Source organism: Blastococcus sp. SYSU D00820 (assembly GCF_054050695.1).
This window is the reverse complement of the sequence record NZ_JBJGZW010000007.1, coordinates 171,021-180,927: the sequence shown is the minus strand read 5'-3', so window position 1 is coordinate 180,927 and position 9,907 is coordinate 171,021. Positions and strand designations below refer to the sequence as shown.

At 77.2% G+C, this 9,907-nt stretch carries 14 protein-coding genes; 5 read left to right on the top strand and 9 right to left on the bottom strand.

What is annotated here, in order from left to right:
• Positions 1-411, top strand: a 411-nt coding sequence (locus tag ACI79R_RS10665) for a hypothetical protein (RefSeq protein WP_456573586.1), incomplete at its 5' end; no start/stop codon positions are given.
• On the opposite strand, the gene hisF is transcribed toward ACI79R_RS10665, so the two are convergent.
• The 3 genes from hisF to priA are packed head-to-tail and all read right to left on the bottom strand — an operon-like array spanning position 398 to position 2,362.
• A complete protein-coding gene (gene hisF, locus ACI79R_RS10660; RefSeq protein ID WP_456573585.1) occupies positions 398-1,207 on the bottom strand; it encodes an imidazole glycerol phosphate synthase subunit HisF in 810 nt (269 codons plus the stop codon). The two genes, ACI79R_RS10665 and hisF, sit on opposite strands and share 14 nt — an antisense overlap.
• Positions 1,204-1,596, bottom strand: coding sequence for a RidA family protein (locus ACI79R_RS10655; RefSeq protein ID WP_456573584.1), 393 nt, complete (start codon positions 1,594-1,596; stop codon positions 1,204-1,206). The genes hisF and ACI79R_RS10655 overlap by 4 nt, the downstream gene beginning before the upstream one ends.
• A gap of 34 nt (positions 1,597-1,630) precedes the next feature.
• On the bottom strand, positions 1,631-2,362 hold the full coding sequence (gene priA / locus ACI79R_RS10650; protein WP_456573583.1) for a bifunctional 1-(5-phosphoribosyl)-5-((5-phosphoribosylamino)methylideneamino)imidazole-4-carboxamide isomerase/phosphoribosylanthranilate isomerase PriA: 732 nt from the start codon (positions 2,360-2,362) through the stop codon (positions 1,631-1,633).
• Positions 2,363-2,424: 62 nt separating this feature from the next.
• Here priA and ACI79R_RS10645 point away from each other — a divergent pair, with 62 nt between their 5' ends.
• From ACI79R_RS10645 to ACI79R_RS10635, 3 genes are all read left to right on the top strand, one after another.
• Positions 2,425-3,024: a nitroreductase family protein gene (locus ACI79R_RS10645; RefSeq protein ID WP_456573582.1), complete on the top strand. Its 600-nt coding sequence runs from the start codon at positions 2,425-2,427 to the stop codon at positions 3,022-3,024.
• A 67-nt stretch (positions 3,025-3,091) separates the two neighbouring features.
• Entirely contained in the window at positions 3,092-4,300 is a 1,209-nt protein-coding gene (locus ACI79R_RS10640; RefSeq protein ID WP_456573581.1) for a hypothetical protein, read from the top strand.
• 88 nt (positions 4,301-4,388) lie between these two features.
• On the top strand, positions 4,389-4,700 hold the full coding sequence (locus tag ACI79R_RS10635; protein ID WP_456573580.1) for a hypothetical protein: 312 nt from the start codon (positions 4,389-4,391) through the stop codon (positions 4,698-4,700).
• A gap of 38 nt (positions 4,701-4,738) precedes the next feature.
• Here ACI79R_RS10635 and ACI79R_RS10630 read toward each other — a convergent pair whose 3' ends face one another.
• From ACI79R_RS10630 to ACI79R_RS10620, 3 genes are read right to left on the bottom strand one after another with little or no spacing between them, the layout of a single operon-like run.
• Entirely contained in the window at positions 4,739-5,398 is a 660-nt protein-coding gene (locus ACI79R_RS10630) for a response regulator transcription factor (protein WP_456573579.1), read from the bottom strand.
• Positions 5,395-6,939: a sensor histidine kinase gene (locus tag ACI79R_RS10625; RefSeq protein WP_456573578.1), complete on the bottom strand. Its 1,545-nt coding sequence runs from the start codon at positions 6,937-6,939 to the stop codon at positions 5,395-5,397. The genes ACI79R_RS10630 and ACI79R_RS10625 overlap by 4 nt, the downstream gene beginning before the upstream one ends.
• A gap of 18 nt (positions 6,940-6,957) precedes the next feature.
• Positions 6,958-7,290 carry a hypothetical protein gene (locus ACI79R_RS10620; protein WP_456573577.1) on the bottom strand — a complete coding sequence of 111 codons (333 nt, stop codon included), beginning with the start codon at positions 7,288-7,290 and terminating at the stop codon, positions 6,958-6,960.
• Between the two features lie 107 nt (positions 7,291-7,397).
• Between ACI79R_RS10620 and ACI79R_RS10615 the strand changes: the two genes are divergently transcribed.
• Positions 7,398-8,459: a molybdopterin-dependent oxidoreductase gene (locus tag ACI79R_RS10615; RefSeq protein WP_456573576.1), complete on the top strand. Its 1,062-nt coding sequence runs from the start codon at positions 7,398-7,400 to the stop codon at positions 8,457-8,459.
• Positions 8,460-8,465: 6 nt separating this feature from the next.
• Here ACI79R_RS10615 and hisH read toward each other — a convergent pair whose 3' ends face one another.
• The 3 genes from hisH to ACI79R_RS10600 are packed head-to-tail and all read right to left on the bottom strand — an operon-like array spanning position 8,466 to position 9,893.
• The gene (gene hisH, locus ACI79R_RS10610; protein WP_456573575.1) at positions 8,466-9,101 is read right to left on the bottom strand and encodes an imidazole glycerol phosphate synthase subunit HisH; all 636 of its coding nucleotides are present in this window, start codon (positions 9,099-9,101) and stop codon (positions 8,466-8,468) included.
• A gap of 49 nt (positions 9,102-9,150) precedes the next feature.
• On the bottom strand, positions 9,151-9,720 hold the full coding sequence (locus ACI79R_RS10605) for a nucleotidyltransferase family protein (RefSeq protein WP_456573574.1): 570 nt from the start codon (positions 9,718-9,720) through the stop codon (positions 9,151-9,153).
• Complete coding sequence (locus ACI79R_RS10600) at positions 9,717-9,893, bottom strand: hypothetical protein (RefSeq protein ID WP_456573573.1); 177 nt, start codon at positions 9,891-9,893, stop codon at positions 9,717-9,719. Before ACI79R_RS10600 ends, ACI79R_RS10605 begins: the two co-directional genes overlap by 4 nt.
• Between the last annotated feature and the right edge of the window lie 14 nt (positions 9,894-9,907).

Sequence of the window (9,907 nt, the reverse complement as noted above, 5' to 3'; positions counted from 1 at the left end):
CCGCCGGCGGCACCGACCCCGGGCCCGGTCGCGGCGGCCCGCCCCGGGCACGGGCTGAGCCGGAACGCCGGGCGGCTCTGGGCGGCTGCCTTCGCCCTGGCCTGGCTGGTGTGCCCGGCCGTCGAGCCGATGCCGCACCACGACGCGGTCTATCCCCTGTGGCAGCTCCCCGTCGACGTCGCGGCGGTCGGCACGATCGTCGGCGCGGTGGCCGCCCTGTGGCGGGGCAGCCGGCACTCGGCCCCGCTCGCCGTGGCCGCCGGCTGCCTCATGGCCGTCGAGACGATCCTCTGCCCGCTGGCCGGCCACACGCCGGTCGGCTGGTGGACCTGGGTGCAGACGGCGATGTCGCTGGCGGTGATGGCCGCCGGCACCGCCCTGTACCGCCTCCGGCCGGTCAGCTCCCGCTGACCGGCGGCTGCGGGTGGTCGGCCTCCCCGCGCACCGGGACGCCGGCCGCGGCCAGCGCCGCCTTGACGTCGGGCACCCGCAGCTGGCCGAAGTGGAAGACGCTGGCGGCGAGCACCGCGTCGGCGCCGGCCTCCACGGCGGGCGGGAAGTGCTCGACGGCGCCGGCGCCGCCGCTGGCGATCACCGGCACGGTGACCTCGCGGCGGACCGCGCGGATCAGCTCGAGGTCGAAGCCGGCGCGGGTGCCGTCGGCGTCCATGGAGTTCAGCAGCACCTCGCCGACGCCCAACTGCGCGGCCTGCACGACCCACTCGACGGCGTCGCGGCCGGTGCCGCGGCGACCGCCGTGGGTGGTGATCTCGAAGCCGGAGTCGGTGACCGCGCCGTCCCGGCAGCGACGGGCGTCGAGGGAGAGCACGAGCACCTGGTTGCCGAACCGGTCGGCGATCTCGCTGATCAGCTCGGGCCGGGCGACGGCGGCGGTGTTGACCGCGACCTTGTCGGCGCCGGCCCGCAGCAGCCGGTCGACGTCGTCGGGGCTGCGCACCCCGCCGCCGACGGTGAGCGGGATGAAGACGCTCTCCGCCGTCCGGCGGACGACGTCGTAGGTGGTCTCCCGGTCACCGGAGCTGGCGGTGATGTCGAGGAAGGTCAGCTCGTCGGCGCCCTCGGCGTCGTAGACGCGGGCCATCTCCACCGGGTCGCCGGCGTCGCGCAGGTCGACGAAGTTGACGCCCTTGACCACCCGGCCGGCGTCGACGTCCAGGCACGGGATCACCCGCACGGCAAGGCTCACGCGGCCCCCTCCCGGATGGCGTCGGCCTCGATCTCGACGAGCAGGTCGGGGTCGATCAGCGCGGACACCTCGACCATGGTGGCCGCCGGGCGGATGTCGCCGAAGACCTCGCCGTGCGCCCGGCCGACCTCCTCCCAGCGGCTGATGTCGGTGACGTACATCCGGGTGCGGACGACGTCGGCGAGGGTGAACCCGGCCCGCTCCAGCGACTCGCGGATGGTGGCCAGGACCTGGCGGGTCTGCGCGGCGGCGTCGCCCTTGCCGACCACGACGCCGTCGACGACGGCCGTCGTGCCGCTCACCCAGGCGGTGTCGCCGCGGACGACGATCCGGCTGTAGCCGACGACCGGCTCCCAGGGGTTGGCCGAGCCGAGGTTGAGAACGGTCACGATGCTCCCCGTTCGCTCCCGCGGACCGCTCCGCTCACGCCAGCTCCTCGGTGACCCGCAGCGCCTCGGGCAGCGTGAAGGCCCCGGCGTACAGGGCCTTGCCGACGATGGCGCCCTCGACGCCGACCGCGGTCAGGCCGGCCAGGGCACGGATGTCGTCGAGGGAGCTGACCCCGCCGGAGGCGACCACCGGGCGCGGCGTGGCGGCGCAGACCTCGCGGAGCAGGTCGAGGTTGGGGCCGCGCAGCGTGCCGTCCTTGGTGATGTCGGTGACCACGTACCGGGCGCAGCCCTCGGCGTCGAGCCGGGCGAGGGTCTCGTACAGCTCACCGCCCTCCTTGGTCCAGCCGCGGGCGGCCAGCCGGGTGCCGCGGACGTCGAGGCCGACGGCGATGCGGTCGCCGTGCTCGGCGATGGCACGGGCGCACCACTCGGGGGACTCCAGCGCGGCGGTGCCGAGGTTGACCCGGCGGCAGCCGGTGGCCAGCGCGGCGGCCAGGGACTCGTCGTCGCGGATGCCGCCGGAGAGCTCGACGTCGACGTCCAGCTCGCCGACGACGCGGGCCAGGAGCTCGCGGTTGCTGCCGCGGCCGAAGGCGGCGTCGAGGTCGACCAGGTGCACCCACTCGGCGCCGTCGCGCTGCCACTGCAGGGCCGCGTCGAGGGGGTCGCCGTAGGAGGTCTCGCTGCCGGCCTCCCCCTGTACGAGCCGGACGGCCTGACCGTCGGCGACGTCCACGGCGGGGAGCAGCTGCAGCTTCGGCACGGCGACCAGCCTAGGAGCGCACCCGCGCCGGACTCGCCGGGCCCCTGCGGCAGGCTGTCGCGGTGGAGTTCGCAGAGGTCGTCCGCCGCCGGCGCATGGTGCGCGACTACGACCCCGACCGGCCAGTGCCGGCGGAGGTCCGGGAGCGGCTGCTGGCCGCCGCGGTGCGCGCGCCGTCGGCCGGGTTCACCCAGGGCTGGGCGTTCCTGGTGCTGGAGACGCCGGAGGAGCGGGAGCGGTACTGGACGGCGACGGCCGGGGAGGGGGCGCCCGACGCGTGGCTCACCCGCATGCGGCGGGCACCGCTGCTGGTGCTGCCGCTGTCGAACAAGAGCGCCTACCTCGACCGGTACGCCGAGCCGGACAAGGGCTGGACCGACCGGGACGAGGCGCGCTGGCCGGTGCCCTACTGGGACGTCGACACCGGGATGGCGGCGCTGCTCGTGCTGCTCACCGCGGTCGACGAGGGGCTGGGCGCCTGCTTCTCCGGCGTCCCCGCCGGCCGGGTGGCGGCCTTCCGGGAGGCGTTCGGGGTGCCGGCGGCCTACCGCCCGGTGGGCTGCCTGACCATCGGCTACCCCGGCGGGGAGGACCGCCGGTCGCCGTCCCTGCGCCGCGGGCGGCGCGGCGTCGAGGAGGTCGTGCACCGCGGGCGGTGGTGAGGGGCGGATGAGAGCCGGCTCATCGGGCTCTCATCGGGGTGTCACGCCCCGACGGCACGCTGGCCGGATGCCCCCTCCCCCGCCGGCCCTGGACCTGCTCCTCGGCCCGGCCGCCGGCGAGCTCTGGAGCGCCGTGCTCGCCCCGCTGTCCGGCCGGCTGGCCGACCTGCGGGCCGGCACGGTCTCCCTGCGCGCCGACGGCTCGGCGACCGTCCGCTACGCCGCCGACGTGGCGTGGGCCGACGGCCGGGTCACCCGCGAGTCCCTCGCCGCGACGACCGGCACCCGGATCCCGCCGGGCGCCGCCGTGCTGCAGGGCGAGGCGGGCGGCCGGCCGGTGTCGGTCGGCCTGTGGCGCTGGCCGCACGACCCCGCCCTCCCGGGCCTGGCCTGGGCGGCCTCCGCGGCGCGCGCGGCCGAGCGGCTGGCCGGGCTCGGGCTCGACGTCGGGACGCCCCGGCTGCGGCTGCGCGCCTACCGGCCGGGCCGGCGCGCCGTCGTCGAGGTCACCTCGCCGGCCGGCCGCTGGTTCCTCAAGGTGGTGCGCCCGCAGGCCGCCGGCGCGCTGGCCGACCGGCACCGGGCGCTGGCCGGAGCCGTTCCGGTGCCCCCGGTCGTGGGCGCCACCGGCGACGGGGTGCTCGTGCTCCCCGGGCTGCCCGGCACGCCGATGCGGACGGCGCTGGCCGGCGACCCCGGCGCCCTCCCCTCGCCTGCCGCGCTGGAGGAGCTGCTCGACACGCTGCCCGCCGTCGGGACGCCCCCCGGCCGGCAGGACCCGACCGATCCCGGACGGCGCCTCCGGGCGTACGCGACCGTGGTCGGGCTGACCTGCCCCGAGCTGGTCCCGCGGCTGGACCGGCTCGTCGCCGCCGTGACCGCGTCGGCCGGCACCGCTCCCGTCGTCCCGGTGCACGGCGACTTCTACGAGGCGCAGCTGCTGGTGGACGGCGGGCGGGTGGTCGGCCTGCTCGACGTCGACACCGCCGGGCCGGGGGCCCGGATCGACGACTGGGCCACCCTGGTGGCGCACCTGGCGCTGCTGGAGCACCTGGCCACCGACCCCGCCCCGGTGGCGGCCTACCGGGCGCGCGTCGAGCGGCACCTGGCCGGGCGGGAGCCGGAGCCGCAGCTGCGCGCCCGCGTCGCCGCGGTGCTCGTCGGCCTGGCCACCGGCCCCTTCCGCGTGCAGCAGCCGGACTGGGCGGCCGCCACCGAGGCGCGCGTGGCCCTCGCCGAGGAGTGGGCGGGGCTGCGGTGCCGGATCCCGGGATGAGAACGACCTCATCCGGCTCTCCCGGTCGCCTCACGTGCGCGGGACACCGTGGAGGTGTCAGCACACCAGCGACCACCTGGAGGAACCCGTGACCCGCCGCCCCGCCACCTGGAAGATCGTCACCCTGGGCACCGCGCTCACCGGCCTGGGCCTCGCCGGCGCGGGCGTCGCCGCCGCCGACGACGACGGCCCCGCCCCGGCCCCGGCCGCCATCTCCGTGGCCGCCGACGACACCGCGGACTCGCCCGACCCCGCAGCCCCGGCCCCGGCCGACGCCTCGCCCGAGACGGCCGACTCCCCGGCGGAGAGCGCGGTCGACAGCCCGGACGCGGCACCCGGCGACGCCACCCCCGACGACGCCACCCCCGACGACGGCGCCGACAGCCCCGAGGAGGACTGAGCGCCCACGCGCCTCCCGGGCCCGGCCCGGGAGGCGCGTCAGGCACCGAACCGGTACCCCATCCCCCGCACCGTCTCGATCCGCTCGGCGCCCAGCTTGCGGCGCAGGTAGCGCACGTAGACGTCCACGACGTTCGAGCCGGGGTCGAAGTCGTAGCCCCAGACGTGGCTGAGCAACTGCTCGCGGGCGAGCACCTGGCCGGGGTGCCGCAGGAAGGTCTCGGCGAGGGCGAACTCCCGGGCGGAGAGGTCGACCGTGCGGTCGCCCACGGTGGCCCGCCGCGTGCGCAGATCCAACGAGAGGTCCCCGACGGTGAGCACCGTGACCTCCGCCTGGCGCGCGCCGGTCAGCCGCAGCCGCACCCGCGCCAGCAGCTCCTCGAAGCGGAACGGCTTGGGCATGTAGTCGTCGGCACCTCCCTCGAGCCCGGCCACGGTGTCCTGGACGCTGTCGCGGGCGGTGAGGACGACGACGGGGATCGTGCTCCGCTCGGCGCGCAGGGCCCGGAGCACGGCGAAGCCGTCGAGCACGGGGAGCCCGATGTCCAGGACGACGAGGTCGAACTCGCCGCTGCGGGCCCGGTCGAGGGCGCTGAGGCCGTCGCCCACGACGGCCGTCACGAACCCGTTGGCCCGCAGGCCCTTCTCGATGAACGCCGCGATGCGCGGCTCGTCCTCGGCGATCAGCACCCGGCTCACCGGGGTCCTCCCTGGGTTCGGGCCACCGCGGGGCCGGGGTCGGCGGCGAACGCCGGGTCGTCCGGCGGGGCGTCGTCCGGCGGTGCGGGGCGGGCCGGCAGCACCAGGGTGAACGTCGTCCCCTCGCCCGGGCGGCTGTGCAGCTCGACGGAGCCGCCGTGCGCGCCGGCGATGGCCTGGACGACCGACAGGCCCAGCCCGGCCCCGTCGGTGCGGCGGGCCCCCGCGCCGCCGCGGGCGAACCGCTCGAACACCCGCTCCCGGTCGGCCTCGGCGATGCCGGGGCCGCTGTCCTCGACCCAGACGTGCAGCTCGTCGCCGGCCAGCCGGCTGCCGATGACCACCCGGTCGCCGGGGCGGGTGTAGTGGACGGCGTTGTCGGCGAGGGCGACCAGGGCCTGGGTGAGCCGCTGCGGGTCCAGCAGCAGGTCGGCGCGCGCGGTGCCGCCCAGCTGCCACGCGCGGTCCCCCAGCCGGCGCACCTTGCCGAGCACCTCGGCGGTCAGCTCCGCGACGTCGACCGGCTGCAGGCGCACGAACTCCGGCTGCTCGGCGCGGGCCAGCAGGAGCAGGTCGGACACCATCCGGTTCATCCGGCCCAGCTCGTCGTCGACCAGGGCGACGGTCTCGCGGACGTCGGCGGGGTCGGCGGGGTCGAGCACTTCCAGGTGCCCGCGGACGATGGTGATCGGCGTGCGCAGCTCGTGGCCGGCGTCGTCGAGGAACCGGCGCTGGGCGGCGACCCCGCGCTCGACCCGGTCGAGCATCGCGTTGACCGAGCGGGCCAGCTCGGCGAGCTCGTCGTGGGCGTCGGGCGCCACCGGGATGCGGCCGGACAGGTCGGTCTCGGTGATGCCGGCAGCGGTCGCCGCGACCTGCCGCACGGGGCGGAGCACCCGACCGGCCACCACCCACGCGCCTCCCGCGGCCAGCAGGAGGGTGACCCCGCCGACGCCGAGCATGAGCCGGACGACGTCGTGGGCGCCCTGCCGCTCCTGGTCGGCGAAGTAGGCCACCACGACCACCCCGCGCGACGGGTCGCCGGCCAGCGTCACCGGGACGGCGAGGTAGCGCACCTCGCCCGCGCCGCTCTCGTACCGCCCGGCCGCGGGCTCGCGCACGTCGCCCACCAGCTCGGTGAAGGCGGCGTCCTCGCTCAGCAGGACCGGGGCCTCGATCCGGCTCTGGAACCGGTACGCGCCGTCGACGTAGCCGAGGAACTTCTCGTTGGGCCGGGCGAGGTTGTACGTGATCACCGTCCGCAGCACGTCGGCGACCGAGGCGAACGGAACGCCGGTCTCGGGGTCGATCCCCGAGGCGACGATGCGGTCGAACTCCGCGACCTCGGCCTGCAGGGCGACGTCCATGCGCTCGTCGGTCGCGCGGACCAGCAGCCGCCACGTCACCAGCGTCACCACGGCGAGGGCCAGCAGGACCAGCAGCAGGACCCAGCCGAGGATCCGCGTCCGGGCGGCCCGGGGCACCAGCCGCCGCCGGATCCGCTCGCGCCGGCCCGACGGCCCGCCCGGCTGCCCGGTCACCGCCCGGCGCTCGCCGGCTCAGCCGTCATCGTCGCCGTCGTCCTCCTGCTCGGCCGGGCCGTCGTCCGGGCCGTCGTCGTCATCGTCGTCGTCATCGTCGTCGGTCAGCGGCGGGGGTGGGACGACGTCGGTCGGCGCCGGCGCGGGCTGCGGTGCGGGCGGGGACGGAGCCGGCCCGGGCACCGGTCCGGTAGAACTGCCGCCCGGCGCCTCGCGGGCGGGGACGTCGATCGGGGCCGGCGCCTCCGGCACCGGCCGGTCCGCGCCGCCGAGCAGCACCCACGCCGTGCCGCCGGCCAGGAGCACGACGGCGACCGCCGTGAGCACGGCGAGCACCAGGCGGGAGCGCACGCCGGGAGCCTGGTCCGCGGGCATGGCCACGGGGTGAGACGGAGATGAGAGCCGTCTCATCGATCGGCGCGGGCCTCGTCCCCGCGCACGGGTGCACACTCGCTGCCATGGCCGCGCTGCCCCGCCCGCGGCTCCCCCGCCGGGCCGGCCGCCGCACCAACCTCGGCCTGCTCGCGCTGCTGCTGACCGCGGGCGCCACCGGTGTCCTGGCCTACGGCGTCGGCACCCCGCTGCCCTCGCGCGTCGTGGTCGCCGCGCACGGGGCCGCCGGGCTGGGGCTGCTGCTGCTCGTGCCGTGGAAGGCGGTCGTCGTCCGCCGCGGTCGCGGCCGGGCCGTGCACCGCCGCGACCCGGCGACGGCCGTGGCGCTCGGCGTGCTCACCCTGCTGACCGTCGCCACCGGCGTGCTGCACGCGGCCGGCGCCCCCGGGCCCTGGCCGGCGCTCGGCGGCGTCGCGGCGCTGCAGGTGCACGTGGGCGCGGCGCTGTTCCTGGCGCTGCTGCTGGCGATGCACGCCTGGGGCAGCCGGCAGCGGCCGCGCCGGGCCGACCTCGGCCGCCGGCGGCTGCTGCAGGCCGGCGCTCTCGCCGGCGGTTCGGTGGCCCTGTGGGCCGCGGTCGAGGGGCTGTTCCGGCTGACCGGCGCGCCCGGCGGGCAGCGGCGGGCCACCGGATCGCACGAGCGCGGCACCGACGACCCGTCCGCGATGCCGGTGACCCAGTGGGTCGCCGACGAGGTGCCCTCGTCGGCGGCGGCCACGCTGACCCTCGTCGCCGGCGGGCGGACCCGGCGGCTGAGCGCCGAGGACCTGGACCGCGGCGACACCCTCCGCGCGCTGCTCGACTGCACCGGTGGTTGGTACGCCGAGCAGGACTGGCGCGGCGTCCGCCTGGACCGGCTGCTGGCCGAGCTGCCCGGCGGCCTGCCGGCCGACGGCAGCGTGGACGTCGTCTCGCGGACCGGCTACCGGCGCCGGCTGCCGCTGTCCGACGCGGGATCGCTGCTGCTGGCCACGCACGCGGCCGGGGAGCCGCTGTCGCTCGGCCACGGCGCGCCGGTGCGGCTGGTGGCCCCCGGCCGGCGCGGCTTCTGGTGGGTCAAGTGGGTCGACCGCGTCGAGGTGGTCGACGCGCCGTGGTGGCTGCAGTCGCCGTTCCCGCTGCAGTGAGCCCGGTCAGAGCGTCTGCAGCCAGTTGGTGAGCAGCTGCGCCCCGGCGTCCCCGCTCTTCTCGGGGTGGAACTGGGTCGCCGACAGCGCGCCGTTCTCGACCCCGGCGACGAACCGGTCGCCGTGCTCGGCCCAGGTGACCATCGGGGGCTTGAGCCGGGTGGGCGGGCCGTCCTGGCCGAGGGTGAAGTCGCGGACGCCGTAGGAGTGCACGAAGTAGAACCGCTGGTCCTGGAGGCCGTCGAACAGGACGGTGCCCTCGGGGGCCTGCACGGTGTTCCAGCCCATGTGCGGGAGCACCGGGGCCTCCAGCGGCTCGACGACGCCGGGCCACTCGCCGCAGCCCTCGGCGTCGTGCCCGTGCTCGACCCCGCGCTCGAAGAGGATCTGCATGCCGACGCAGACGCCGAGCACCGGGCGCCCGCCGGCGAGGCGGCGGCCGATCACCCGCGGCCCGTCGACGGCGCGCAGGCCGTCCATGCAGGCGGCGAACGCGCCGACCCCGGGCACCACGAGACCGTCGGCGTCGAGCGCGGCCTGCGAGTCGGCGGTGACCGTCACGTCGGCACCCACGCGGGCCAGCGCCCGCTCTGCCGAGCGCAGGTTGCCCGACCCGTAGTCCAGCACGACGACCTTCTTCACGGCTCCCACGGTACCGAGCAGCGCAGGCGCCCCCGCCGGGATTCCCGGCTCAGGCCGCCCACGGCAGCACCGTGAGCTCGGGCCAGACCGACGACCACCGTGCGGCCTTGGCCTCGTAGACCGCGCGCGGGGCGAGCCGGCGGTTGGGCCGCACGACCAGGCCGAAGAGGTCGGCGAAGCCGAAGGGCGCGTACACCCGGGGGCCGCCGGCGCCGACGGTCACGCCGAGGCAGCAGCACACCGCGGCGAAGGAGTCGATCGCGTCGCGGCAGTCGCGGAACGGCGGCGCCGGCGTGCCGAAGCGGTCGGCGTACCAGAGGTGCACGCGGGCCTCGTTGCGGATCTCCACCGGCACCGGCAGGTCGGCGAACAGCTCCGCCCCGCGGCGGATCACCGCGTCCTCGGCGTCCCAGGAGGTGTCCGGGTCGAAGTAGAACAGGTCGGCGTCGCGGATGCCGGTGCCGGCCGGGCGGCCGGTCACCGCGTTCCAGACCGTCTGCATGAGCAGGCCGGCGGTGAGCCACCACTCGCCCACGCCCAGGGACGGCGTCCGCGCGAGGACGGCCGCGACCGTCGGGTCGGCGAGGACGAGCTCGAGGAAGCGCTCCTCGTCGCTCACACCAGGCGCAGGATCCCCGCCGCCGTGGCCAGGCCGGCGGCGACCAGCAGGACGACGGCCACCGCCACCTGCGGACCGGTGCGGCCCTTGGTGTCGGAGTCGGCCTTCCACATGCTCCAGGCGCCGCCGAGCAGGAAGCCGCCCAGGATGAGCAGGGTCAGTCCGAAGGTCATGCGAGGAACCGGAG

Bases quoted from the DNA above. Each gene is read 5' to 3' on its own strand.
- ACI79R_RS10640 (WP_456573581.1), top strand. From the start codon at position 3,092: ATGCCCCCTCCCCCGCCGGCCCTGGACCTGCTCCTCGGCCCGGCCGCC.
- ACI79R_RS10615 (WP_456573576.1), top strand. From the start codon at position 7,398: ATGGCCGCGCTGCCCCGCCCGCGGCTCCCCCGCCGGGCCGGCCGCCGC.
- ACI79R_RS10600 (WP_456573573.1), bottom strand. From the start codon at position 9,893: ATGACCTTCGGACTGACCCTGCTCATCCTGGGCGGCTTCCTGCTCGGC.